This window comes from Bradyrhizobium sp. STM 3809 (assembly GCF_000239795.1).
In the GTDB taxonomy this organism is placed as follows: Bacteria; Pseudomonadota; Alphaproteobacteria; order Rhizobiales; family Xanthobacteraceae; genus Bradyrhizobium.
Genome location: NZ_CAFJ01000507.1, coordinates 1 through 23,790, shown reverse-complemented (window position 1 = coordinate 23,790; position 23,790 = coordinate 1). Strand labels below are relative to the sequence as shown.

General features: G+C 64.9%; 24 protein-coding genes and 1 pseudogene. 21 read left to right on the top strand and 4 right to left on the bottom strand.

Going from position 1 to position 23,790, the window contains the following annotated elements; all coding sequences use genetic code 11:
- The first annotated feature begins 9 nt into the window (after positions 1-9).
- From nuoH to mtnK, 12 genes are all read left to right on the top strand, one after another.
- On the top strand, positions 10-1,080 hold the full coding sequence (nuoH, locus tag BRAS3809_RS23595) for an NADH-quinone oxidoreductase subunit NuoH (RefSeq protein WP_008964551.1): 1,071 nt from the start codon (positions 10-12) through the stop codon (positions 1,078-1,080).
- 7 nt (positions 1,081-1,087) lie between these two features.
- Positions 1,088-1,576, top strand: coding sequence for an NADH-quinone oxidoreductase subunit NuoI (nuoI, locus tag BRAS3809_RS23590; protein WP_008964550.1), 489 nt, complete (start codon positions 1,088-1,090; stop codon positions 1,574-1,576).
- Between the two features lie 9 nt (positions 1,577-1,585).
- The gene (locus tag BRAS3809_RS23585) at positions 1,586-2,224 is read left to right on the top strand and encodes an NADH-quinone oxidoreductase subunit J (protein ID WP_008964549.1); all 639 of its coding nucleotides are present in this window, start codon (positions 1,586-1,588) and stop codon (positions 2,222-2,224) included.
- Complete coding sequence (gene nuoK / locus BRAS3809_RS23580) at positions 2,221-2,529, top strand: NADH-quinone oxidoreductase subunit NuoK (RefSeq protein ID WP_006611001.1); 309 nt, start codon at positions 2,221-2,223, stop codon at positions 2,527-2,529. Before BRAS3809_RS23585 ends, nuoK begins: the two co-directional genes overlap by 4 nt.
- 65 nt (positions 2,530-2,594) lie before the next feature.
- Positions 2,595-4,682, top strand: a complete 2,088-nt coding sequence (nuoL, locus tag BRAS3809_RS23575; RefSeq protein WP_008964548.1) for an NADH-quinone oxidoreductase subunit L — start codon at positions 2,595-2,597, stop codon at positions 4,680-4,682.
- On the top strand, positions 4,679-6,190 hold the full coding sequence (locus BRAS3809_RS23570) for an NADH-quinone oxidoreductase subunit M (RefSeq protein WP_008964547.1): 1,512 nt from the start codon (positions 4,679-4,681) through the stop codon (positions 6,188-6,190). Before nuoL ends, BRAS3809_RS23570 begins: the two co-directional genes overlap by 4 nt.
- A gap of 40 nt (positions 6,191-6,230) precedes the next feature.
- Entirely contained in the window at positions 6,231-7,658 is a 1,428-nt protein-coding gene (nuoN, locus tag BRAS3809_RS23565; protein ID WP_008964546.1) for an NADH-quinone oxidoreductase subunit NuoN, read from the top strand.
- Positions 7,659-8,465, top strand: coding sequence for a biotin--[acetyl-CoA-carboxylase] ligase (locus BRAS3809_RS23560; protein ID WP_008964545.1), 807 nt, complete (start codon positions 7,659-7,661; stop codon positions 8,463-8,465).
- On the top strand, positions 8,466-10,136 hold the full coding sequence (locus BRAS3809_RS23555) for a ribonuclease J (RefSeq protein ID WP_008964544.1): 1,671 nt from the start codon (positions 8,466-8,468) through the stop codon (positions 10,134-10,136).
- A 70-nt stretch (positions 10,137-10,206) separates the two neighbouring features.
- Positions 10,207-10,611, top strand: coding sequence for a methylmalonyl-CoA epimerase (gene mce, locus BRAS3809_RS23550; protein ID WP_008964543.1), 405 nt, complete (start codon positions 10,207-10,209; stop codon positions 10,609-10,611).
- A gap of 13 nt (positions 10,612-10,624) precedes the next feature.
- Positions 10,625-10,900, top strand: a complete 276-nt coding sequence (locus BRAS3809_RS23545) for a DUF1467 family protein (protein WP_008964542.1) — start codon at positions 10,625-10,627, stop codon at positions 10,898-10,900.
- Between the two features lie 99 nt (positions 10,901-10,999).
- Positions 11,000-12,301 (top strand): S-methyl-5-thioribose kinase, encoded by a 1,302-nt coding sequence (mtnK, locus tag BRAS3809_RS23540; protein ID WP_008964541.1) that lies wholly within the window; start codon positions 11,000-11,002, stop codon positions 12,299-12,301.
- Between the two features lie 258 nt (positions 12,302-12,559).
- Here mtnK and BRAS3809_RS23535 read toward each other — a convergent pair whose 3' ends face one another.
- From BRAS3809_RS23535 to BRAS3809_RS23525, 3 genes are read right to left on the bottom strand one after another with little or no spacing between them, the layout of a single operon-like run.
- Complete coding sequence (locus BRAS3809_RS23535; protein ID WP_008964540.1) at positions 12,560-13,705, bottom strand: ABC transporter permease; 1,146 nt, start codon at positions 13,703-13,705, stop codon at positions 12,560-12,562.
- Between the two features lie 10 nt (positions 13,706-13,715).
- Positions 13,716-15,221 carry a sugar ABC transporter ATP-binding protein gene (locus BRAS3809_RS23530; protein WP_008964539.1) on the bottom strand — a complete coding sequence of 502 codons (1,506 nt, stop codon included), beginning with the start codon at positions 15,219-15,221 and terminating at the stop codon, positions 13,716-13,718.
- Between the two features lie 11 nt (positions 15,222-15,232).
- On the bottom strand, positions 15,233-16,267 hold the full coding sequence (locus BRAS3809_RS23525) for a sugar ABC transporter substrate-binding protein (RefSeq protein ID WP_008964538.1): 1,035 nt from the start codon (positions 16,265-16,267) through the stop codon (positions 15,233-15,235).
- Between the two features lie 213 nt (positions 16,268-16,480).
- Here BRAS3809_RS23525 and BRAS3809_RS23520 point away from each other — a divergent pair, with 213 nt between their 5' ends.
- Positions 16,481-17,314, top strand: coding sequence for a metallophosphoesterase family protein (locus BRAS3809_RS23520; protein WP_035657904.1), 834 nt, complete (start codon positions 16,481-16,483; stop codon positions 17,312-17,314).
- Between the two features lie 27 nt (positions 17,315-17,341).
- On the opposite strand, the gene BRAS3809_RS36090 is transcribed toward BRAS3809_RS23520, so the two are convergent.
- Positions 17,342-17,866, bottom strand: a complete 525-nt coding sequence (locus BRAS3809_RS36090) for a hypothetical protein (RefSeq protein ID WP_139017432.1) — start codon at positions 17,864-17,866, stop codon at positions 17,342-17,344.
- On the opposite strand from BRAS3809_RS36090, the gene BRAS3809_RS23515 reads away from it, so the two are divergent.
- From BRAS3809_RS23515 to BRAS3809_RS36085, 8 genes and pseudogenes are all read left to right on the top strand, one after another.
- Complete coding sequence (locus BRAS3809_RS23515; RefSeq protein WP_008964536.1) at positions 17,849-18,217, top strand: DUF2946 family protein; 369 nt, start codon at positions 17,849-17,851, stop codon at positions 18,215-18,217. The genes BRAS3809_RS36090 and BRAS3809_RS23515 overlap by 18 nt on opposite strands.
- Before the next feature lie 59 nt (positions 18,218-18,276).
- Entirely contained in the window at positions 18,277-19,278 is a 1,002-nt protein-coding gene (locus BRAS3809_RS23510; protein WP_008964535.1) for a hypothetical protein, read from the top strand.
- 2 nt (positions 19,279-19,280) lie between these two features.
- The gene (locus tag BRAS3809_RS23505) at positions 19,281-19,637 is read left to right on the top strand and encodes a copper resistance CopC family protein (RefSeq protein ID WP_008964534.1); all 357 of its coding nucleotides are present in this window, start codon (positions 19,281-19,283) and stop codon (positions 19,635-19,637) included.
- Positions 19,609-20,592, top strand: coding sequence for a copper homeostasis membrane protein CopD (copD, locus tag BRAS3809_RS23500; protein WP_008964533.1), 984 nt, complete (start codon positions 19,609-19,611; stop codon positions 20,590-20,592). The genes BRAS3809_RS23505 and copD overlap by 29 nt, the downstream gene beginning before the upstream one ends.
- A gap of 85 nt (positions 20,593-20,677) precedes the next feature.
- On the top strand, positions 20,678-21,148 hold the full coding sequence (locus tag BRAS3809_RS23495) for a copper chaperone PCu(A)C (RefSeq protein ID WP_139017433.1): 471 nt from the start codon (positions 20,678-20,680) through the stop codon (positions 21,146-21,148).
- Positions 21,149-21,170: 22 nt separating this feature from the next.
- Complete coding sequence (locus BRAS3809_RS23490) at positions 21,171-21,956, top strand: DJ-1/PfpI family protein (RefSeq protein ID WP_008964531.1); 786 nt, start codon at positions 21,171-21,173, stop codon at positions 21,954-21,956.
- A 249-nt stretch (positions 21,957-22,205) separates the two neighbouring features.
- Positions 22,206-23,540 (top strand): proline--tRNA ligase, encoded by a 1,335-nt coding sequence (proS, locus tag BRAS3809_RS23485; protein ID WP_008964530.1) that lies wholly within the window; start codon positions 22,206-22,208, stop codon positions 23,538-23,540.
- A 94-nt stretch (positions 23,541-23,634) separates the two neighbouring features.
- Positions 23,635-23,790, top strand: a pseudogene (locus tag BRAS3809_RS36085) (lipoprotein-releasing system transmembrane subunit LolC); the annotation flags it as partial.

The following is a 23,790-nucleotide window of genomic DNA, read 5'->3' as shown; positions in this document are numbered from 1 at the left end:
CGTGACCTGATGGCTGATTTGTTCGCAAGCTCGTTCTGGACCGGTTTCCTCTGGCCGCTGATCATCATGATCGCGCAGAGCGTCCTCCTGCTGGTCGTCCTGCTGGTCGCGATCGCCTACATCCTGCTCGCCGACCGCAAGATCTGGGCGGCCGTGCAGATCAGGCGCGGTCCCAACGTGGTTGGGCCGTGGGGCCTGTTCCAGTCGTTCGCCGACCTGCTGAAATTCGTGCTCAAGGAGCCGATCATTCCGGCCGGCGCCAACAAGGGCGTCTTCCTGCTGGCGCCGCTGGTGTCCTGCGTGCTCGCGCTGGCGGCCTGGGCTGTCATCCCGACCAATCTCGGCTGGGCGATCGCCGACATCAATGTCGGTATCCTCTTCATCTTCGCGATCTCGTCGCTGTCGATCTACGGCATCATCATGGCCGGCTGGTCGTCGAACTCGAAGTACCCGTTCCTGGCGGCGCTGCGTTCGGCGGCGCAGATGGTGTCCTACGAGGTCTCGATCGGCTTCGTGATCATCACCGTGCTGCTCTGTGCCGGCACCTTGAACCTCTCGGCGGTCGTCGAGGCGCAGCATGCCCGCGGCCTCGCCAGCCTGATCGGCCTGCCGCAGCTGACGATCCTGAACTGGTACGTCTGGCCGCTGTTCCCGATGTTCGTGGTGTTCTACGTCTCGGCGCTGGCCGAGACCAACCGTCCGCCGTTCGATCTGGTCGAGGCGGAATCGGAGCTCGTCGCCGGCTTCATGGTCGAATACGGCTCGACGCCGTATCTCCTGTTCATGCTCGGCGAGTATGTCGCGATCACCACGATGTGCGCGCTGGCGACGATCCTGTTCCTGGGCGGCTGGCTGCCGCCGATCGACGTGGCACCGTTCAATTGGGTGCCCGGCGTCGTCTGGTTCGCGCTCAAGCTGTTCTTCATGTTCTTCCTGATCGCGATGGCGAAAGCGATCGTGCCGCGCTACCGCTACGACCAGTTGATGCGACTCGGTTGGAAGGTGTTCCTGCCGCTGTCGCTGGTCATGGTGGTCGTTGTCGCGGGCGTGCTGCACTTCGCCGGCATCGCGCCGAAATGAGGCTGTCATGAACATTTCCGCCACCGCACGGTCGCTGCTGCTGCAGGAGTTCGTCTCCGCGTTCTTTCTCGCGATGCGCTACTTCTTCAAGCCCAAGCCGACCCTGAACTATCCGTTCGAGAAGGGCCCGATCTCGCCGCGCTTCCGCGGCGAGCACGCGTTGCGCCGCTATCCCAACGGCGAAGAGCGCTGCATCGCCTGCAAGCTGTGCGAGGCGGTCTGCCCGGCGCAGGCGATCACCATCGAGGCCGGCCCGCGCCGCAACGACGGCACCCGCCGCACGGTGCGCTACGACATCGACATGGTGAAGTGCATCTATTGCGGCCTGTGCCAGGAGGCCTGTCCGGTCGACGCCATCGTCGAGGGACCGAACTTCGAGTTCGCGACCGAGACCCGCGAGGAGCTGTATTATGACAAGGCCAAGCTGCTCGCGAACGGCGATCGCTGGGAGCGCGAGATCTCCAAAGCCATCGCGCTCGACGCGCCGTACCGCTGAGGCCGTCCGATGATCCTTCCTGCGCTCTTCTTCTATCTGTTCGCGGCGGTCTGCGTGGCCTCCGCGGTGATGGTCATCGTCTCGAAGAACCCCGTTCACTCGGTGCTCTACCTGATCCTCGCCTTCGTCAACGCCTCCGGCCTGTTCGTGCTGATGGGCGCCGAGTTCCTGGCGATGATCCTGGTGGTCGTCTATGTCGGCGCGGTCGCGGTGCTGTTCCTATTCGTGATCATGATGCTCGACGTCGACTTCACCGAGCTGCGCGAGGGCTTCCTGCAGTACATGCCGATCGGTCTCGTGATCGGCGGCATCTTCCTGTTCGAGCTGCTGCTGACCGTGTCCTACTGGATCATCAATCCGACGACGCCGAAGTCGATCACGGCGGCGATCCCGACCAACGTCACCAACACCGAGGCGCTCGGCCTCGTGCTCTATACGAAATACGTCCATTACTTCCAGCTGTCGGGCATGATCCTGCTGGTGGCGATGATCGGCGCGATCGTGCTGACGCTGCGCCACAAGGCCAGCGTGAAGCGCCAGGACATCAACGTCCAGAACGCCCGGACGCCCGAGATGGCGATGGCGGTCCGCAAGGTCGCGGTCGGGCAGGGGCTGCAGGACTCGGATGCCGCGGAGTGGGTGAAATGACCATCGGACTGGGGCACTATCTCGCCGTCGCGGCCATGCTGTTCACGCTCGGCATCCTCGGCATTTTCCTGAACCGCAAGAACATCATCGTCATCCTGATGTCGGTCGAGCTGATCCTGCTCGCGGTCAACATCAACCTGGTGGCGTTCTCGACCTTCCTCGGCGATATCGTCGGGCAGGTGTTCGCCTTGCTGGTGCTGACGGTGGCCGCCGCCGAGGCCGCGATCGGCCTCGCCGTGCTGGTGGTCTATTTCCGCAACCGCGGTTCGATCGCGGTCGAAGACGTCAATCTGATGAAGGGCTAGGGGCGCATGATCCGCACAAGTGGGGGCCGGCTCGCCGGCAAGGTCATGCGTAAGGGAACGGGCGAATGATCCAGGCCATTGTCTTTCTGCCGCTGCTGGGCGCGATCCTGGCCGGCCTGATCGCGCTGCTCGGCGCCCATGGGCGCCATCCGAGCGGCGACCAAGTCGAGCATCATGATCACGGCCATGGTGCCGCCGATGCGCATGCGCACGCGCGTGACGATCACGGCGACGACGATCACGGCCATGGTCATGACGATCACCATGTCGCCGAGCCGCCGGCGGCCGGCACCTGGGCCGCGCAGATCATCACGACGGCGCTGCTGTTCGTCTCGGCCGCGTTGTCCTGGGCGACCCTGGTCAGCGTCGGCTTCATGCACCACGAAGCCGGCGTGAAGGAGCTGCTGCCCTGGATCAATTCCGGCGAACTGCAGGTGTCCTGGGCGCTGCGCGTCGATACGCTCACCGCGGTGATGCTGGTGGTGGTGACGAGCGTGTCCTCGCTCGTGCATCTCTATTCGATCGGCTACATGGACGAGGATCCGAACCGTCCGCGCTTCTTCGCCTATCTCTCGCTGTTCACCTTCGCGATGCTGATGCTGGTGACCGCGAACAACCTCGTGCAGCTGTTCTTCGGCTGGGAGGGGGTGGGTCTCGCGAGCTATCTCCTGATCGGCTTCTGGTTCCAGAAGCCTTCGGCGAACGCCGCGGCGATCAAGGCCTTCGTCGTCAACCGCGTCGGCGACTTCGGCTTCGCGCTCGGCATCTTCGCGGTGTTCCTGCTGACGAAGTCGACAGATTTCGAGACGATCTTCGCCGCCGCGCCGAGCCTGGCCGGCAAGACGACGATCAACTTCCTCGGCTGGCATGCCGACGCGCTGACCTTGACCTGTCTGCTGCTGTTCATGGGCGCGATGGGCAAGTCGGCGCAGTTCCTGCTGCACACCTGGCTGCCGGACGCGATGGAAGGTCCGACCCCGGTGTCGGCGCTGATCCACGCCGCGACCATGGTCACCGCCGGCGTCTTCATGGTGGCGCGTCTGTCGCCGCTGTTCGAGCTCGCGCCGCACGCGCAGGCCGTGGTGATGTTCTTCGGCGCCACCACCGCCTTCTTCGCGGCGACCGTCGGCCTCGTGCAGAACGACATCAAGCGCATCGTCGCCTATTCGACCTGCTCGCAGCTCGGCTACATGTTCGTGGCGATGGGGGCAGGGGCCTACTCCATCGGCATGTTCCACCTGTTCACGCACGCCTTCTTCAAGGCGCTGCTGTTCTTAGGCTCCGGCTCGGTGATCTACGCGATGCATCACGAGCAGGACATCCGCAACATGGGCGGCCTGTGGAAGAAGATCCCGTTCACCTTCGCGGTGATGACGGTCGGCACGCTGGCGTTGACCGGCTTTCCGGGCTTCGCCGGCTTCTTCTCCAAGGACGCGATCATCGAAGCCGCCTATGCCGCGCACAATCCGTTCGCGACCTATGCCTACTTCATGACGATCGTTGCCGCCGGCCTGACCTCATTCTACTCCTGGCGCCTGGTTTGGAAGACGTTCTTCGGCGTGCCGCATGATCAGCATCACTATGAAGCCGCCCATGAAAGCCCGATCTGGATGCGGATCCCGCTCTTTGTCCTGGCTATCGGTTCCGCTTTTGCCGGCTGGGTGTTCAAGGACTATTTCGTTCACCCGCACGGCGTCGAGGAGTTCTTCAGCGAGTCGCTGAAGATGAACCCGCACATCCTCGAGGACATGGAGCACATGCCGTTCTGGCTGGGACAGCTGCCATTCATCATGATGGTGCTCGGCTTCTTCGTGTCCTGGCTGTTCTACGTCAGCCGCCCATACCTGCCGGAGGAGCTCGCCGAGCAGCAGCCGCTGCTCTACAAGTTCCTGCTCAACAAATGGTACTTCGACGAGCTGTATGACGTGATCTTCGTCCGTCCGGCGAAGTGGCTCGGCCGCTTCCTCTGGAAGAAGGGCGACGGTTTCGTCATCGACGGCTTCGGTCCGGACGGCGTCTCGGCGCGGGTGCTCGACGTTACGCGCAACGTCGTCAAGATCCAGACCGGTTATCTCTATCACTATGCCTTTGCCATGCTGATCGGCGTCGCCGGCCTGATCACCTGGTTCATGTTCATGGGGGGCCAGCAATGACCACCTGGCCAATTCTGTCTGTCGTCACCTTCCTGCCGCTCGTCGGCGCGCTGCTGATCTATCTGGTCCCCCGGGTCGATGGGGAGCCGGAGCGGCTCAACGTGCGCGTCATTGCGCTCGGGACCACGCTGATCACCTTCGCGGTCTCGGTGCTCCTGGTGCTGCGCTTCGACCCCGGCCAGACCGACTTCCAGTTCGTCGAGAAGTCGAACTGGCTGGCCGCCGGCATCAGCTACCACATGGGCGTCGACGGCATCTCGCTGCCGTTCGTGATCCTGACCACCGCCCTGATGCCGTTCTGCATCGTGGCGAGCTGGAAGTCGGTCACCAACCGCCTGCGCGAATACATGATGGCGTTCCTGATCCTGGAAACGCTGATGGTCGGCACGTTCTCGGCGCTCGACCTCGTGCTGTTCTATCTGTTCTTCGAGGGCGGCCTGATCCCGATGTTCCTGATCATCGGGGTCTGGGGCGGCCCGCGCCGGGTCTACGCCTCGTTCAAGTTCTTCCTCTACACGCTGCTTGGCTCGGTGCTGATGCTCCTGGCCATCATGGCGCTGTACTGGAATGCGGGCACCACCGACATCCCGACGCTGATGCACACCGCGGTTCCGCGCTCGTTGCAGACCTGGGCGTGGCTGGCCTTCTTCGCGTCCTTCGCGGTGAAGATGCCGATGTGGCCGGTCCATACGTGGCTGCCGGACGCGCATGTCGAAGCGCCCACCGCCGGCTCGGTGATCCTGGCCGCGATCCTCCTGAAGATGGGCGGCTACGGCTTCCTGCGCTTCTCGCTGCCGATGTTCCCGCTGGCCTCGCACGACTTCGCGCCGCTGGTGTGGACGCTCTCCGCCGTCGCGATCATCTACACCTCGCTGGTCGCGCTGATGCAGGAGGACATCAAGAAGCTGATCGCCTATTCGTCGGTGGCGCATATGGGCTTCGTCACGATGGGCATCTTCGCCGGCACCATGCAGGGCGTCGCCGGCGGCGTGTTCCAGATGATCTCGCACGGCATCGTGTCGGGCGCGCTGTTCCTCTGCGTCGGCGTCGTCTACGACCGCATGCATACCCGCGAGATCGCGGCCTATGGCGGCCTCGTCAACCGGATGCCGATCTACGCGCTGGTGTTCATGGTGTTCACCATGGCCAATGTCGGTCTGCCCGGCACCTCCGGCTTCGTCGGCGAGTTCATGACCCTGCTCGGCACCTTCAAGGTGTCGATCCCGACCGCGTTCTTCGCGACCTTCGGCGTCATCCTCTCGGCCGCCTACGCGCTGTGGCTCTATCGCAAGGTCGTGTTCGGCGCGCTGACCAAGCCGTCGCTCGCGAGCATCAAGGACCTCACCTGGCGTGAGGGCGTGATCCTGTTTCCGCTGGTCGCGCTGACCATCCTGTTCGGCGTCTATCCGAAGCCGATCCTGGACATGTCGGCGGCCTCGGTGCAGCAGCTCGTCACCAACTACAATACCGCCGTGACGGCCGTGAAGGCCGCCGCGCTGCTCCAATGATGAGACTAATGATGAGACCCCTGGGGTCGGGACAGAGACGATGATCGAGAATCTTGGGCCTCAGCTTTGGGTGGTGCTGCCGGAGCTGCTGCTGGCCTTGGGGGCCATGGCGCTGTTGATGCTGGGCGCGTTTCGCGGGCAGGGGACGACGGGGATCGTCACCGGCCTCGCGGTCGTGCTGCTGATCGTGGTCGGCATCCTCGTGCTCAGGCAGCAGGGCGGCCAGGCGTTCGGCGGCAGCTTCATCGCCGACAGCTATGCGCGCTTCCTGAAGATCCTGGCGATCATCGGCTCGGCCGCGACGCTGATCATGTCGGCGGAGTTTCTGTCCAAGCCGGACCGCCGCATCTTCGAGTATGCGATCCTGGTGCTGCTCTCGACCTTGGGCATGCTGGTCCTGATCTCGGCCGGCGACCTGATCTCGCTCTATCTCGGCCTCGAGCTGATGTCGCTGGCGCTCTATGTCGTCGCGGCCAGCCATCGCGACAACGTCAAGTCGACCGAAGCCGGTCTGAAGTATTTCGTGCTCGGCGCCCTGTCGTCGGGCATGCTGCTGTACGGCGCCTCGCTGATCTACGGCTTCACCGGCACGGTCAGCTTCGCCGGGATCGCGGCGGCGACCAAGACCGGCAGCGTCGGGGTCATCTTCGGCCTCGTCTTCCTGTTCGCCGGCATGTGCTTCAAGGTCTCGGCGGTGCCGTTCCACATGTGGACGCCCGACGTCTACGAGGGCGCGCCGACCCCGGTGACGGCGTTCTTCGCGTCCGCCCCGAAGGTCGCCGCGCTGGCGGTGTTCGCCCGCGTCGCGCTGACGGCCTTCCCCGGCATCACCTTCCAGTGGCAGCAGATCATCGTGTTCGTCTCGATCGCCTCGATGGCGCTCGGCTCGTTCGCCGCGATCGGCCAGACCAACATCAAGCGCCTGATGGCCTATTCGTCGATCGGCCACATGGGCTTCGCGCTGGTCGGCCTCGCCGCCGGCACCGTCGAGGGCGCGCAGGGCGTGCTGACCTACATCGCGATCTATGTCGCGATGACGCTCGGCTCGTTCGCGGTGATCATGGCGATCAAGCGCAACGGCCAGTCGTTCGAGAAGATCAGCGATTTCGCAGGTCTGTCGCGCACCAATCCGCTGCTCGCCTTCTTCTTCGCGATGCTCCTGTTCTCGCTGGCCGGCATTCCGCCGCTCGCGGGCTTCTTCGCCAAGTGGTACGTGTTCGTCGCCGCGATCAAGGCGGGGCTGTTCACGCTGTCGGTGATCGGCGTGCTGACCAGCGTGGTCGGCGCCTATTATTATCTCCTCATCGTCAAGACGATGTATTTCGACGAGCCGCTGTCGACGCTCGATCCGGTCCGGATCGAGCTGCGCACCGTGCTCGCCATCTCCGGCGTGTTCAACATCCTGTTCTTCGCCTATCCCGGCCCGCTGGTCAGCGCCGCCGCGGCCGCGGCGAAATCGCTGTTCTAGATGACCTTTGCTCTCGGCGCCCGTGCCGCCGCCGGCGGCTACGGGCTCGTCGTCTTCGATCAGGCCGGCTCGACCAATGTCGAAGCATTGGCCGCCGCGCGCCAGGGCGCCAAGGCCAGCTGGTTCGTCACGACGGAGCAGACCGCCGGACGGGGCCGCCGTCAGCGGCCTTGGATTGCGCCCCGCGGCAATCTGGCGTCGTCCGTCCTCGAAGTGCTGAACGTCGGCCCGGCCGTCGCTGCGACGCTCGGCTTCGCCGCCGGCCTCGCGATCTCTACCGCCTTGCGCGAGGTCAGCCGCGAGGCCGTCCTGCGGTCGGGCGGCAGCTCGTCACCCGATTTCGTGGTGAAGTGGCCGAATGACGTGCTCGCCGGCGGCCGCAAGATCGTCGGCATGCTGCTCGAGGCCGAGCAGGTGGCGGGTGGGCTTGCAGTGGTGGCCGGCATCGGAACCAATGTGGTGGCGGCGCCGACCGATACTCCGACACCGGCGGTGTCGCTGCGCGATCTCGGCGTAGAGGTGAGCGCCGAAGATCTGTTCAGCGCATTGTCCGACGCCTGGGTCGAATATTTCGGCATCTGGAATGAGGGGCGCGGCTTCGGCGACATCCGAAAGCTGTGGCTGGAGCGCGCGGCAGGGCTCGGCCAGCCGGTCGCCATCAGGTCCGGACATGCTATCATCGAGGGGATTTTCGACACGATCGACGAACAGGGTTGTATGCTGGTGCGGACCGCGGAGGGACGATTGGAGCCGATCACGGCCGGTGATGTTCATTTCGGCTCGGTCGCATCCAAGGGAGCGGTCTAGATGGCACGTCCGGACGAACTGACATTTGCACCGCTCGGAGGTGTCGGCGAGATCGGCATGAACCTGTCGATCTACGGGCTCGGCAACCGCCACCAGCGCTCCTGGCTCGCGATCGATCTCGGCGTGTCCTTCGGCGACGAGGAGCATCTGCCGGGCATCGACCTGATCATGCCCGACGTCAGCTTCCTGGAGAAGGAGGGCAAGAACCTCGTCGGCCTGGTGCTGACCCACGCCCATGAGGATCATTTCGGCGCCATCATCGACCTCTGGCCGCGGCTGAAATGCCCGATCTACGCGACCAAGTTCAGTGCCGCGCTGTTCGAGGCCAAGTGCGAGGCCGAACGGCTTCCGGCGAAGATCCCGGTCAAGGTGATCCCGTCAGGCGGCCGCGTCGACATCGGGCCGTTCAACGTCGAGTTCATTCCGGTCGCGCATTCGATTCCGGAATCGCACGCGCTCGCGATTCACACCGAGGTCGGCACGGTCCTCCACACCGGCGACTGGAAGATCGATCCGACGCCGGTCTTGGGGGCGCCGACCGACGAGAAGCGGCTGCGCGAGCTCGGCGACGCCGGGCTGCTCGCGCTGATCGGCGACTCCACCAATGCCGTGCGCGAGGGCCGATCGCCGTCGGAGGCCGAGGTCGCCAAGACCATCGCCGCCCTGGTGAAGGAAGCGAAGGGCCGCGTCGCCGTCACCACCTTCGCCTCCAACGTCGCGCGCATCCGCGCCGTCGCCGAAGCGGCGCGCGAGGCCGAGCGCGAGGTCGTGATCGTCGGCCGCGCCATGGAGCGCGTCGTCCAGGTCGCGCGCGAGACCGGCTATCTCGACGGCGTGCAGAACTTCCGCGGCATGGATCTGTACGGCCATTTCCCGCCGGACAAGGTGCTGGCGCTGTGCACCGGCAGCCAGGGCGAGCCGCGCGCCGCACTGGCCCGCATCGCCAATGACGACCATCCGCTGGTGACGCTCAACAAGGGCGATACGGTGATCTTCTCCTCGCGCACCATTCCCGGCAATGAGAAGGCCGTCGGCGCCGTCATCAACGGCCTGGTGCAGCAGGGCATCGAGATCATCACCGACCGCGATCATCTCGTTCATGTCTCCGGCCATCCGCGGCGCGACGAGCTGCGCGACATGATCGCCTGGACGCGGCCGCAGCTGCTCATCCCCGTGCATGGCGAGGCGCTGCATCTGAACGAGCACGCCAAGCTGGCGCGCGCCTGCGGCGTGCCGAAGGTCATCACCTGCCGTAACGGCGACCTCGTCAAGCTCGGCCCCGGCGATCCCGGCATCATCGACGAACTGCCGTCGGGACGGCTCTACAAGGACGGCACCATCCTCGAGGATTCGAAGTCGCGCGCCGTGGTCGAGCGGCGCAAGATGTCCTTCGCGGGTTGCATCTTCGTCGCCATGGCCGTCACCGAGAAGGGCGAGCTGGCCGACGATCCCGAGGTCGACATGGTCGGCATCCCCGAGAAGACCTCGGCCGGTGAGGAGATGGACGACATCGTGTTCGACGCGGTCGTCTCGACCTTCGAGGGCCTGCCGCGGGCGCGACGGCGCGATCCCGACGCTGCTGCGGAGTCGGTGCGGCGGGCGGTGCGCGCGGCGGTCAACGAGCAATGGGGCAAGAAGCCGATCTGCCTCGTCCACGTCCTGGACGTCTGAATGTTGGTGATGGTGGTCTTGGTCGTCTGACGCAGGCCAATCGAACGACAAACAATTGGTGGAGGATGCAATGCTGGGCCGGCTGAACCACGTGGCGATCGCGGTCAAGGACGCGGAGAAGGCGGCGAAGATCTATGGCGCCGCGTTTGGCGCGGAGATCTCGGCGCCGCTGCTGCTGCCGGATCACGGCGTCATCACCGTGTTCGTGACATTGCCCAACACCAAGATCGAGTTCATCCAGCCGCTCGGCGAGGCCTCGCCGATCGCGAAGTTTCTCGAGCGCAATGCCGACGGCGGCATCCACCATGTCTGCTACGAGGTGCCCGATATCATCGCCTCGCGCGACACGCTGATCAGGGAGGGCGCCCGCGTGCTCGGCGACGGGCAGCCGCGCATCGGCGCTCACGGCAAGCCGGTGCTGTTCCTGCACCCGAAGGACTTTTCGGGCGCGCTGGTCGAAATCGAGCAGGCCTGAGGCGGGCACGATCATGGCCTATACGATCTCGACCTGGCTCGCGATCTACTTCGTGCTGTGGTGGGTCATGCTGTTCGTGACCCTGCCGTTCGGTGTGCGCAGCCAGCACGAGAGCGGCGGCGTGTCGCCCGGCACCGATCCCGGCGCGCCCACGGTCAGCCTGATGGGCCGCCGCCTGATCTGGACCACGCTGCTCTCGGCCGTGATCTTCGGACTTGCGCTCGCGGCCTATCAGGCCGGCTATCTCAACGTCGAGCGGCTGTCGAGGCTGATGGGCATGCCGTTCTAGCTCGCTTGCATTGCACAACATTCTCGAAGCCGACGCGCGGACGCGTGTCGGCTTTTTTGCTATAGGGAGTGAAAACAAGATCGACAGGGGAGGTCGCGCGTGACGACATCGGCTGCAGCCGGGCAGGAGACGCCAGCGGGCTATCGCATTCTGAACGAGACGGATCTTCGCAGCACCCTCGCGGCGGTGCCGGCCGTCGCCGCCCGGCTCGGCGGACCGGCCGAGCGCTGGTCGGTCACGGAGGTCGGCGACGGCAATCTCAACCTCGTCTTCATCGTCAAGGGGACATCCGGCGGACTGGCGGTGAAGCAGGCGCTGCCCTACGTGCGCCTGGTCGGCGAGAGCTGGCCGCTGCCGCTGTCGCGTGCCCACTATGAGCATCTGGCGCTGACCCATCAGAACCGTCTTGCGCCGGGACTGGTGCCGACCATCGTCCATCATGATCCGGCGCTGGCGCTGACGGCGATGGAGCTGCTCGAGCCGCACATCATCATGCGCAAGGGACTGGTGGCGGGCACGATCTATCCGGCCTTCGTCGAGCACATCACGACCTTCATGGCGCGGTCGCTGTTCTTCTCGTCGGACCTCGCGCTGCCGGCCGCTGCGAAGAAGGAGGCCATCGCCAGCTTCGCCGGCAACCATGCGCTGTGCAAGATCACCGAGGACCTGATCTTCACCGATCCGTATCGGGTCGCCGAGCAGAACCGCTGGACGGCGCCGTGGCTCGACGCGGCCGCCGCCGATATCCGCGCCGATCTCGATCTGCATGTCGCGATCTCCCGGCTGAAGCTGAAATTCCTGTCGAGCGCCGAGGCGCTGATCCATGGCGATCTGCACACGGGATCGATCATGGTCACGGAGCGAGAGACCAAGGTCATCGATCCCGAATTCGCGTTCTATGGCCCGATGGGGTTCGATGTCGGCGCGGTGCTGGCAAATCTCCTGATGGCGTATTTCGCTTCGGCTGGTCACGAGCAGTCACAAGGTGACAGGGACGCTTTCGAGAGCTGGGTGCTCGGCACGGTTGATCAGGTCTGGAGCGGCTTCGCGCAGAAGTTTATCGCGCTGTGGCGCAGCGAGGCGACAGGCGATGCCTATCCGCTGTCGTTGTTCCCCGGCGAGGCCGGCGCGGCGCGGCTGGAAGCCGAACGTCAGGCCTACATGTCGAAACTGTTCCAGGATGCCGTTGGCTTCACGGCCGCCAAGATCATCCGCCGCATTCTCGGGCTGGCGCACAATATCGATTTCGAGCTGATCGAGGATCCCAGGCGACGGGCGACCAGCGAGGCGCGCGCGCTCCGGCTCGCCCGCAAGCTGATGGTGGAGACGGCGTCGTTCACATCGATCGAGGCAGTGACCAAGGCTGCGCGCGACCTGCGCCATTGGCAGCCGGGGTTCTGAACGATCCCAGTCGTCATTGCGAGGAGCGAAGCGACGAAGCAATCCAGAGTGTCCACGCAGCCCTGGATTGCTTCGCTTCGCTCGCAATGACGGAGGTTAACGGGTAGCCCGGATGAGCGTAGCGATATCCGGGTTCTCCGATTATGCGCGTTTGAACCCGGATGTCGCTGCGCTCATCCGGGCTACGGCAGCGCCGCCTCGCCATTGAGGATGATAACAGCTGCGTAGGGTGGGCAAAAGCGCGCCACGCATGATCAACTAGCCTCGCTCTGTCTCGCGCCGTGCCCACCATCGCGCGCCGAGTTTGCTGACGCACGGTGTGCACGCGACGCCTGGCGGCATCGCTTTGCCCACTCTACGGCATCTCGGCTGGTCCGCGGCCTTGGCGCGCAGCCGCTGCGCGTAGACGTTGATTACGAGCGCCGCGAGCAGGATCAGGCCACGGATCAGGATCTTGAGGAAGCTGTCGATGTTGACGTGGTCGAGGCCATTGTTGAGCACGCCGAGCACGAACAGGCCGACGATGGTGTTGCCGATGCCGCCGCGACCGCCGAACAGGCTGGTGCCGCCGACCACGACGGCGGCGATCGAGTCGAGCAGATAGGTGTCGAACTCGTTCTGCTGCGCGCTGCCGAAATGCGCCACGCCCAGCATGCCGCCGATGCCCGAGCACACCGCCGAGATGACCATCACGCTACCGAGGATCAGCTTGACGTTCAGGCCGGAATATTCAGCGGCCTCGCGGTTGCCGCCGACCATGTAGACGTAGCGGCCGAAGCGCGTGTAGGTCAGCACGAGGTGGCCGAGCAGCAGCATCAGCGCGGCGACGACCACGATCCAGGGGATGCCGGCGATCGATCCTGAGCCGAGCGTCGTGATAACAGGCGGCACCTTGTAGGCGATCTGGCCGCGCACCAGCATGGCCGAGATTCCGGCCGCGATCTGCATCATCGCCAAGGTCATGATGAAGGAGGGGATTCCGATCACGGTCAGGCCGAAGGCGTTGACCGCGCCGAGCAGGGCGCACAGCGCCAGCGCGAGCAGGATCGCGGCAAAGCCCGGCAGCGGCACGTTGGCGATGTTGACGTAGGACTCCTGCAGGGTGAAGTAGGCGACGGCAATGCCGGTGACATTGGCGATCGCCGCGATCGACAGGTCGATCTCGGCACAGAGGATGACGAATGTCAGCCCGACGGCGATGATGCCGGTGACGGAGACCTGGGTCAGGATATTGCCGACATTGTCGAGCGTCGCGAAGGACGGGCTGGCGATCGCGAAAAACGCCGTCAGGAAGATCAGGGTGAGGAACGGCGCGATGTTGCGCATCTGCGAGCGCAGCAGCGAGGCGATGCCGGCGCGGCGCGCCTGCGCCTCCGGCATCGGAACGGTGTCGCCATGCGCCATGGACATCTCCCTACGCCGCCTCGAGCAGACGGTCTTTGCTGATGGTTTCGCCGGCGAATTCGCGCACGACCTCGCCGCGCTTGAGCACGATGACGCGGTCGGCCAAGGACAGCACCGTCTCCGGCTCGGTCGACAGCACGATCACCGCAATGCCCTGGTCGCGCAGCTGCCGGACGATCTGGATGACGTCGCTCTTGGCGCCGACATCCATGCCGCGGGTCGGCTCGCACAACACGAGAAGCCGCGGCGGATGGCTGAGCCACTTCGCCAGCGCGACCTTCTGCTGGTTGCCGCCGGAGAGCAGGCCGAGCTCGATCTCGACATCCGCCGGGCGGATCTGCAGCTGCTCGACCTGGCGCTGCGCCAGCGCGCGTTCGCGCGCGGGCTTGAGCAGCAGCGCATTGATGCGATCGAGGATGCTGATCGACACGTTCTTGTAGACCGGCTCCTGCAGGAACAGCATGTCGCGCCGGCTCTCCGGCACGAAGGCGATGCCGGCGCGGCGGGCATCCGCCGTGCTCTTGAAGCGGTTGGCCTCGCCTGACATGCGCAGCTCGCCGGCGTCGGGCGCGAGCTTGCCGAACAGGATCCGCGCCAGCTCGAGCTGGCCGCAGCCCATGAAGCCGTAGACGCCGAGCACCTCGCCGGCGTGGACCGCAAACGAGACGCGCTTCAGATTGCGCGCCAGCGACACGCCATCGGCTTCGACCACGACCGGCTTGCCGGCCGGCGCAGGGGGCAGGGTGATGTCATGCGTGTAGCTGTCCTCCAGCGCGTCGCGACCTTTGCCGATCATCGCCTCGATCAGCGCCGCCTTGCTGGTGTCGGCCGCGCGGGTCTCCATGATCTTGCGGCCGTTGCGGAACACCGTGACCTCATCCGAGATCAGCAGGATGTCCTCGATGAAATGCGAGATGAAGATGATCCCGGTGCCTTGCTCGCGCAGCCGGCGCAGGGCTGCGAACAGCCGCTCGACCTCGGGCGGCGAGAGCGCCGAGGTCGGCTCGTCCAGGATGATGATGCGGGCGCCCGAGAACAGCACGCGGGCGATCTCGATCAGCTGCTGCACGCCGATCGGCAGATCGCCGAGCCGGCTCATCGGATCGGCGTCGATGCCGAGGCGCTTGAGCTGCTCGGCGGCCTCGCGCGCCATCCGGCGCCACTGCACGATCCCCAGCGCATTGGTCGGCTGGTTGCCGAGAAACACGTTCTCGGCCACGGTCAGGTCGGGCGCGACGCTGAGCTCCTGGTGAACCATCGCGATGCCGGCCGCGCGGGCATCGCGGGCGGAGTTGAAATGAACCTCGCGGCCGTCGAGCAGGAAACGGCCGGAAAATCCGGTGTGCACGCCGGCGATGATCTTCATCAGCGTGCTCTTGCCGGCGCCGTTCTCCCCGACGAGACCATGGATCTCGCCGGGGCGAAGCGCGAAGTCGACGCCGCGCAATGCGGTGACGCCGCCGAACGACTTGGTGATGTCCTGCAATTCCAGAAGCGGTGGGCGGCTGTCGGTCATGAGAGGCGACTTCAGATCAGGAAGTGATCCTCCATCCATTGCATGCCCGGAGCATTGGCCTTGGTCACGACCGGACCATCGGTGATCACTTGCTTGGGAATCCCCTGGCCGCTCTTCTCGCCGGCCGTGACCGCAGCCACACCCGCCACGATCGCGCCGCCGTGGATACGGCAGGACGGATTGCGGACGGTCGCGAACATCCGGCCGTCGCTGACGGCCTGGATCGCCGGCGGCATGGCGTCGACGCCGCCGATCAGGATGTTGGTGCGGTTGCGTGCCTTCATGATGTTGTAGGCGGCGAGCGCCATGTCGTCATTGTGGAAGAACGCCGCGTCGATCTGCGGATATTTCGTGAGATAGGTCTCCCACAGCCGCGCCGCCTTCGACACGTCCCAGTCCGCCGGCTGCGTGTCGAGCACCTCGATGTTCGGGAACTGCTTGATCACCGAGTTGAAGCCCTTGGCGCGGCCCTGCGCGCCGGTGTGGCCGAGGGCACCCTGGGTCATGATGATCTTGCCCTTGCCGCCCATCGCATTCGCCAGTGCCTGCGTGACGGATGCGCCCATGAATTCGTTGTCGGGAGCGAGGAACGAGTGGACGTTGATCTGATCGAGCGGCGCGATCAGCGTGTCCATGTCGATCACGGGGATGCCGGCATCGATCATCTTCTGCACCGGCTGCGTCAGGGTTCCGATGCCGAACGCCTGGATCGCGACGAAGTCCCACTTCTGCGACGCCATGTTGTCGATCGCAGCGCGCTGCTTGACCGCGTCGAGCTGCCCGTCGAACCAGGTCACCTCGACATTGAGCAGCTTGCCCCACCATTCCGCGGCCTGCTTGCCTTGGGCGCACCACGTCGCCTGCAGACCGGCATTGGAGAATGCGGCCTTCAGCGGCTTTTCGGAGCGGCCCATCTCGGCGGCGAGCGCAGGATTGATGCCGAAGCCGGCGAGCAGCGCCGCGGCAGAACCTGCAGCCGTTGCCGTCTGCAGAAGATCGCGCCTGGTCTTGACCATGGTCTTGGAGGTTTCGTCAGTGCCGGACATGCCGTGCTCCCTGTCTCATTGTTGTCCGGCGGCGTCATTGAACGCGCCACCGAGGATTCCAGTGTTTCACAACCCCAATCCACGCGCTACAGCCGGATGTTGTGCGATGCATTCAGTGAATTTCGCGGCGCACGCGCGTGTCAGAAAATCGTGATGTGTCCATGCTAACCGACCATCAACTTTCCGCGCCACGCATTTGCTGGAGACGCGCTTTTGGCAACGACGCGCATTGCCGTGGTGTGCGACATTCATCACGGTCAGGACACAGCGACGAAGCGTGGATCGATGGCGCTGCCGCTGCTCGAGCGATTTGTCGCAGAGACCAACGCTGGAAGCTTCGATGCCGTGATCGATCTCGGCGATCGAATCTCGGATGAGGATCCTGAACGGGACCGCCTGCTGCAGAGCGACGTCGCGATGTGTTTCGGCAGACTAGCCGTGGCACACCATCACCTCAGCGGCAATCACGACGTCGCGTGTCTCACGCTCGCCGACAATGAAGCGATCTTCGATCTCCCGAGCGACTCGCGTTCGCTGATCATCGGTGACATCAGGTGCGTGTTCTGGCAGCCCGACGTCCGTCTCACCCGCGCGCGCGGCCTGCATCTCGCCGACGGTGATCTCGCCCGCCTCGAGGCTTTGCTCGCAGAAGACGAGCGTCCGACCTTGCTGCTCAGTCACGTGCCGTTGTCGGGACATGCCCAGACCGGGAACTATTATTTCGAAGCCAATCCCGGGCATGCGACGTATGCCGAGGTCGCCGAAATCCGGAAAGCCATCGCTGACGCGCCATGTCCGATCGTGGCACTGGCCGGCCATGTGCATTGGAATACGCTGACCACGGTCGATGGTACGCCGCACGTCACGCTTCAATCGCTGACCGAGACCTTCATCTCCGGACAGCCAGCCGAATCGTTCGGCGTGCTGGAGGTCGAGGCTGATCAACTGCGCTGGGTCGTGCAGGGCCGTGAACCCCTGTCGCTTACGTTGCCATGGCGCAGGGCAAAGCCGCGCTGGCGCCCGCCGCTGCCGACGTTTGCGGCCTGAGGTCTGCAGAAGCGCCAGCGAATGCGTTCAGGCCGCGTTCATCGCGCTGCGCCTAATGTATTGGAAGAGGAAGATGCAGCCCAAAAAAATAGAGCAGGGCAGCGGGCCCTGCTCGGAAATTGTGTCGACCCTTTGATATCCCGCAAGTTCAGATTTGATCTTGTTAAGCGGGTTGACGCTGCTTTTTGCGCGCCAGGGCTCCTCCCGAGACTTGGACCACCAGACTTCCGCAAGCGTTAGCCTGAGGCCCGAATTGGTAGACGATCTTTTTGCGTTTGTCATCCTTTTCGGCAACGATTGTTCAAATTTCGCGCACTCAAGGAAATGATCGGTAAGTGCTTGCAATTGGCGAGTTTCGCTTTCGATTTTTCCCGTTAAAGGTGTCGAAATACCCTGAACTGCGGGGCCGTGAATGGCCTTCCGGGGTTGTTCTTCAGCAAAGACCGCCAGCGAAATAAGCTGACTGTGCTCCGTGCGACCTCGACTCGGAGCGCGGGCTCGGGCACAAGTTTTCCGTTCATTTGGCGGACCTCGATGCGGCAGCGGCTGCAAGCGTTTCTCCCGATCATGCTGATCGCACTGATGGTGCAGATCCTGGCGCCGATCGGCATTGCCTGGGCCGCCGCGGCCGCCGCTTCCGATCCCTTCCGCGTCCTGGAAATCTGCCATAGTCAACCCGGATCCGATTCCTCCGATGATGAGTCGCGGGCCAGGCTCGGCCAGGGGTGCACGCTGTGCTGCGTGTCGCAGGCCGCCGCGTCCGTGGATGCGCCAAGCTCGCCCGGCGTCGTCTTGCCGTATCGCGCAGCCCGCCCTGTCATCTGGCATGATCAGGTGTTCAGCCGGTTCGCATCGCGTGCAGGCTCCAACACGCGAGCCCGCGCACCGCCTTTGACGATGTGAAGCGTCGTGGCCCCTCGGGGCGCGTTCCTCATTCCTGTCAAAATTAGAAGAATTTCTCCATGCTGATCCGATCATGGCGCGTGGGCCTGTCCGGGCTCGTCATCGCGCTCGTTCCAATCACGTCTACGGCGGCGCACGAAATCGTCGGCAACCGCTTCTTTCCAGCGACGCTCGGCATCGACGATCCGGGCGTCAACGACGAACTCGCTGTCCCGACCGTCAGCAGCGTCAAGACCGGCGACAATCCACCCATCAAGCAGCACGACGTCTCCGGTGAAGTGTCCAAGCGCATCACCGAGGATTTCGCCATTGCGCTCGGTGCGACATATAGCTTCCTGCATCCCACAGATCCCACCGCCGCAGGCGCCAATGGCTTCCAGAACCTGGAGACGACCTTCAAGTACCGTCTCTACAAGGATCCGCTGCACGAGTTCGTCGTGTCGGTCGGTCTCAGTGTCGAGTGGGGCGGCACGGGGGCTGCAAATGTCGGCGCGGATCCGTTCAACACCTACACGCCGATGCTTTATTTCGGCAAAGGCTTCGGCGATCTGCCGGACACGCTGTCCTGGCTGCGGCCGATCGCCGTCACGGGCCAGATCGGCTACGCGATCCCCGGCCGCCACGCGACGACGACGTTTGGCATCGATCCCGATAGCGGCGGCCTGACGGCGGACACCGAATTCCATCCCCGCGTTCTGAACTGGGGCGGGACGATCCAGTACAGCATGCCCTATCTGAAATCGGCGGTGGTCGACCTCGGCCTTCCCGAGTTCATCAATCGGATGATTCCGCTCGTCGAAGCCAATTTGCAAACCCCCATCGCCAACACGATCACGTCGGGACGGCAGACCACCGGAACCATCAACCCCGGCGTCATCTGGGCCGGCAACAAGTTCCAGGTCGGGATCGAGGCTCTGATCCCGATCAACCGGCAGAGCGGCAGCAATGTCGGCGTCATCGGGCAATTGCATTTCTATCTCGATGACATCGATCCCCGCGGCATCGGCCGGCCGTTGCTCGGCAATGCGTCCGCGCCTTCAAGCCCGTTCGGAAGGAACTGATCATGCGCCGTGCATCTCTCACTTTCGTTGCGGGACTGGCGGTCCTGCTCGCCGCCAGCCAGGCGCAGGCCCATGCCATGCTCGACCGATCCGAACCCAAGGTCGGCAACAAGGTCGCAGCGCCGCCGCGCGAGGTCACGCTGTGGTTCACCCAGAAGCTCGAGCCGGCGTTCAGCAGGATAACCGTGACGAACGCCACCGGCGATCGCGTCGATACCGGGAAGACTCGCGTCAGCGGCAGCCAGATGTCGGTGTCCCTGCGCGCGGGCGGCGCCGGAACCTACCGCGTTAACTGGCACGTGCTGTCGACCGACTCGCACACGACCGAAGGTGATTTCAGCTTCCAGGTCGGCGACTGAGGAGCGGCTCGCCTTGGTCTGGTACGGAGCAGAGATCGACGCGCCCCTGGTCGTCACGCGCGCGGTGCATTTCGCCGCGACTGCCATCACGGCCGGCCTGCTGATCTTTCGATCGGCGGTGCTGGCACCGGCGTGTGGCGAACAGAGCGCGTCGCTTGCGATCGACGCGCGGATCCGGCGTGCCGCTTGGGCCGGGCTCGTCCTGATCGCAATGACAGGCGCGATCTGGTTTCTGCTTCAGGCGGCTTCGATGAGCGGGATGTCGGTGCCCGACGCAGCCACCGCGGATACGCTGTCCGTTGTCGGGACCGAGACCCAGTTCGGCCTGATCACGCAGATCCGGGCGATCCTCCTGGTGGTGCTCGCGGTTGGGCTGCTGTATGACCGCTCAGCCCTGCTGCGCCGGCTCTCACTGGCCGCGGCGCTTGGCGTCGTCGCCGCCACGGCCTGGACCGGACATGCCGGCGCAACGGCGGGCGAGGCGGGCACTTGGCATCTGATCGCCGATGTCCTGCACCTCTGGGCCGCGGCGGCGTGGACCGGCGGGCTCGTTGGGCTGATGCTGCTGTTGTTCGGCCTTCGCAGAATTCGCGGTCCGTCGCCGCTGCGCACGAATGCCGTGCGCAGCTTCTCGACGCTCGGGCTCGTCAGCGTCACGATCCTGGCCGCATCGGGGGCCATCAACAGCTGGATCCTGGTCGGATCGCTCGAGGGTCTGCTACATACCGTCTATGGACGTCTGTTGGCGGCCAAGCTCGCCGTGTTCGCAACGATGCTGGCATTGGCCGCCGTCAACCGGCTCTGGCTGACGCCGCGCCTGGCCGCATCCGCCGAGAACCGCGCCGACCTCGTACTGGCCTGCAACACGGCAATCGAACTCGTCCTGGCGCTGCTGGTGTTCGCGCTCGTCGGTGCGCTCGGGACGCAGCATCCCGCCATCCACTTCTTCGTCTGAACGCTCGGGAATTCACCAAAGGAGACTGAACATGTCATTCCGCAGCTCAACCATCGGCTCGATCTCCGGCGCGCTCGCCTGTGCCATGCTGACCTTCCTCGCACCGGCCGCGGCTGACGAGGTCAAGGCCGGCGACCTCGTGATCACTCAGCCCTGGAGCCGCGCCACGCCCGGCGGGGCCAAGACCGGCGCCGGCTATCTCACGATCGAGAACAAGGGCAGTGCGCCGGATCGCCTGGTCGGGGTGTCCGGCGAGATCGCGGGCAAGATCGAGATCCACGAAATGGCCGTCACTAACGGCGTCATGACGATGCGGCCGCTCAACCAGGGGCTGACGATCGAGCCGGGAAAGACCGTGGCGTTGGCGCCCGGCGGCTATCATCTGATGCTGATGGAGCTGAAGAGCCCGCTGAAGCAGGGCGACAAGCTGCCGGTGACGCTGGAGTTCGAGAAGGCGGGCAAGGTGGCGGTGACGCTCGATGTGCAGGCGGTCGGCGCCAAGGGACCGGGCGGCGACGGCGGCAGCATGATGAAGCAGCACGAGCATAAGATGTAGCGTCGAACGACAGGTGCGGTCGATGGATCGACGCGTCTTCAACTCGTCCGTTGTCGCAGGCTCGCTCGCGAGCCTGCTGCTGCCGGCGGCAAATGCCCAGCAACCGCCAGGGTCTGCCGGAAAGCCGGTGATCGGCCTGCTGATCTATCCCGGCATGATCCTGCTCGACCTGACCGGGCCGCTGACTGTCTTCAACATCATGCAGGCCGACGTCCGCCTCATCGCAGGCTCGATGGTGCCGGTTGCGACGGATGTTGGAATCCCGGTCAGTCCCGCTCACAACTTCGAGACGGCGCCGGCTGAGCTCGACGTGCTGTTCGTGCCGGGAGGGCTGAAGGGCACCGTCGAGGGCATGAACGATCCCCGGACGCTCGATTTCGTCGCCGCGCGCGGCGCGACGGCGCGCTTCGTCACCAGCGTCTGCACCGGTTCGCTGCTGCTGGGCGCCGCCGGCCTGCTGAAGGGCTACAAGGCCACCTCGCATTGGTACGTGCGCGATCTGCTGCCGCTGATGGGCGCCGCGATGGTGGCGGATCGTGTCGTGACGGATCGCAATCGCATCACGGCCGGCGGAGTGACGGCGGGGATCGATTTCGGGCTGTCGCTCGCCGCGAAGCTGACCAGCGAGGACAATGCCATGCGCATTCAGTTGCTGATCGAATATGATCCGCAACCGCCTTTTTCCTCGGGCTCGCCGGAGCGGGCGGGGGCGGAGGCAACGACCGCGGTGTTGACCCAGCGCGGCCCGTTGATCAGGCAGGCCGAGCAGGCTGCGCGCGCGGCCGGCGGGAGACTCGGCGTGCCATGATGTCGCCGGCGCCCGGTCGTGTTTTTGGGGCAGTCCGGGCCCAGCCGGTCTCGCGGTGAGCTCGGGCCGCATCGGGTATCGTCAGGCCGCAGCGGCCGGCTTTCGCCGTTCATCCTCCGCTTCAGCGAAACCAGTAAAATGATCGGGAATACGGTGGCTTAGCCGCTTTTTCTCAATCCCAGTCTTGTGTTTTGCCGCCTGATCCGGTTTGACTGCGCCAGCCCGAACCGAATCTCGAAGGCCCAACCCATGCGTTTGTCGCGGTTTTTCCTGCCCATTCTCAAAGAAAATCCGAAGGAAGCCGAGATCGTCTCGCACCGGTTGATGCTGCGCGCCGGCATGTTGCGGCAGGAGGCCGCCGGCATCTACGCGTGGCTGCCGCTGGGCTTCAAGGTGCTGAAGAAGATCGAGCAGATCGTCCGCGAGGAGCAGAACCGCGCCGGCGCGCTCGAGCTGCTGATGCCGACCCTGCAGCTCGCCGATCTCTGGCGCGAGAGCGGCCGCTACGACGCCTACGGCCCGGAGATGCTGCGCATCAGCGACCGCCACAAGCGCGAGTTGCTGTACGGGCCGACCAACGAGGAAATGATCACGGAGATCTTCCGGGCCTATGTGAAGTCCTACCGTAATCTCCCGCTCAATCTCTATCATATCCAATGGAAATTCCGCGACGAGCAGCGCCCGCGCTTCGGCGTGATGCGCGGCCGCGAATTCCTGATGAAGGATGCCTATTCGTTCGACCTCGACGAGGCGGGCGCGCGGCGGGCCTACAACAAGATGTTCGTGGCCTATTTGCGCACCTTCGCGCGGATGGGCCTGAAGGGCATCCCGATGCGCGCCGAGACCGGTCCGATCGGCGGTGACCTCAGCCACGAATTCATCGTGCTCGCCGAGACCGGCGAGTCCGGCGTCTATTGCGATCGCAACGTCCTCGATCTGCCGATCCCGCCGGCCTCTGTCGACTATGACGGCGACCTCACGCCGATCATCAAGGAATGGACCTCGCTCTATGCCGCGACTGAGGACGTCCATGACGGTGCCCGCTTCGAGGCCGAGGTGCCGGCGGAGCGTCGCGTCCACACCCGCGGCATCGAGGTCGGGCAGATCTTCTATTTCGGCACCAAGTACTCCGAGCCGATGAAGGCGCTGGTCGCCGGGCCTGATGGCGCGGAGGTCACCGTCCACGGCGGCTCCTACGGCGTCGGCGTGTCGCGCCTCGCGGGTGCCATCATCGAGGCCTGCCACGACGACGCCGGCATCAAATGGCCGGAAGAGGTCGCGCCGTTCCGCGCCGTGATCCTCAACCTCAAGCAGGGCGGCTCGGACACCGATGCCGCCTGCGAGCAGCTCTATCGCGATCTGCTCGCCAAGGGCGTCGACGTGCTCTATGACGACACCGAGCAGCGCGCCGGCGGCAAGTTCGCCACCGCCGATCTCATCGGCATTCCCTGGCAGATCATGGTCGGCCCCAAGAGCCTTGCCGAAGGCAAGGTCGAGGTGAAGACCCGCAGCGACGGCGCGCGCGAGATGATGTCGCCGGCCGACATCGTGGCGCGGCTCGGCGCTGGAACCGTGGCGAGCTGAGCCGTTCGGTCGATCATCGGAATATCCACCGGGGGAGCCAGTGGCCGACGGCCAATCCGGCCACAATCGGCCCGAATCATGGGATGATCGCGCAATGGATGACGCCATGACCGAACCCGTGCAGACCGCGCCCTTCGCGCCCTTCGAGTGGATGCTGTCCGGGCGCTACCTGCGTGCCCGGCGCCGCGAGGGCTTCATCTCCGTGATCGCGGGGTTCTCGTTCCTCGGCATCATGCTCGGCGTCGCCACG

What these genes read in the sequence shown, in the direction of transcription:
- nuoH (WP_008964551.1), top strand. Translation starts at nt 10, where the DNA reads ATGGCTGATTTGTTCGCAAGCTCGTTCTGGACCGGTTTCCTCTGGCCG.
- nuoI (WP_008964550.1), top strand. Translation starts at nt 1,088, where the DNA reads ATGAACATTTCCGCCACCGCACGGTCGCTGCTGCTGCAGGAGTTCGTC.
- BRAS3809_RS23585 (WP_008964549.1), top strand. Translation starts at nt 1,586, where the DNA reads ATGATCCTTCCTGCGCTCTTCTTCTATCTGTTCGCGGCGGTCTGCGTG.
- nuoK (WP_006611001.1), top strand. Translation starts at nt 2,221, where the DNA reads ATGACCATCGGACTGGGGCACTATCTCGCCGTCGCGGCCATGCTGTTC.
- nuoL (WP_008964548.1), top strand. Translation starts at nt 2,595, where the DNA reads ATGATCCAGGCCATTGTCTTTCTGCCGCTGCTGGGCGCGATCCTGGCC.
- BRAS3809_RS23570 (WP_008964547.1), top strand. Translation starts at nt 4,679, where the DNA reads ATGACCACCTGGCCAATTCTGTCTGTCGTCACCTTCCTGCCGCTCGTC.
- nuoN (WP_008964546.1), top strand. Translation starts at nt 6,231, where the DNA reads ATGATCGAGAATCTTGGGCCTCAGCTTTGGGTGGTGCTGCCGGAGCTG.
- BRAS3809_RS23560 (WP_008964545.1), top strand. Translation starts at nt 7,659, where the DNA reads ATGACCTTTGCTCTCGGCGCCCGTGCCGCCGCCGGCGGCTACGGGCTC.
- BRAS3809_RS23555 (WP_008964544.1), top strand. Translation starts at nt 8,466, where the DNA reads ATGGCACGTCCGGACGAACTGACATTTGCACCGCTCGGAGGTGTCGGC.
- mce (WP_008964543.1), top strand. Translation starts at nt 10,207, where the DNA reads ATGCTGGGCCGGCTGAACCACGTGGCGATCGCGGTCAAGGACGCGGAG.
- BRAS3809_RS23545 (WP_008964542.1), top strand. Translation starts at nt 10,625, where the DNA reads ATGGCCTATACGATCTCGACCTGGCTCGCGATCTACTTCGTGCTGTGG.
- BRAS3809_RS23535 (WP_008964540.1), bottom strand. Translation starts at nt 13,705, where the DNA reads ATGGCGCATGGCGACACCGTTCCGATGCCGGAGGCGCAGGCGCGCCGC.
- BRAS3809_RS23530 (WP_008964539.1), bottom strand. Translation starts at nt 15,221, where the DNA reads ATGACCGACAGCCGCCCACCGCTTCTGGAATTGCAGGACATCACCAAG.
- BRAS3809_RS23525 (WP_008964538.1), bottom strand. Translation starts at nt 16,267, where the DNA reads ATGTCCGGCACTGACGAAACCTCCAAGACCATGGTCAAGACCAGGCGC.
- BRAS3809_RS23515 (WP_008964536.1), top strand. Translation starts at nt 17,849, where the DNA reads ATGCGGCAGCGGCTGCAAGCGTTTCTCCCGATCATGCTGATCGCACTG.
- BRAS3809_RS23510 (WP_008964535.1), top strand. Translation starts at nt 18,277, where the DNA reads ATGCTGATCCGATCATGGCGCGTGGGCCTGTCCGGGCTCGTCATCGCG.
- BRAS3809_RS23505 (WP_008964534.1), top strand. Translation starts at nt 19,281, where the DNA reads ATGCGCCGTGCATCTCTCACTTTCGTTGCGGGACTGGCGGTCCTGCTC.
- BRAS3809_RS23495 (WP_139017433.1), top strand. Translation starts at nt 20,678, where the DNA reads ATGCTGACCTTCCTCGCACCGGCCGCGGCTGACGAGGTCAAGGCCGGC.
- BRAS3809_RS23490 (WP_008964531.1), top strand. Translation starts at nt 21,171, where the DNA reads ATGGATCGACGCGTCTTCAACTCGTCCGTTGTCGCAGGCTCGCTCGCG.
- proS (WP_008964530.1), top strand. Translation starts at nt 22,206, where the DNA reads ATGCGTTTGTCGCGGTTTTTCCTGCCCATTCTCAAAGAAAATCCGAAG.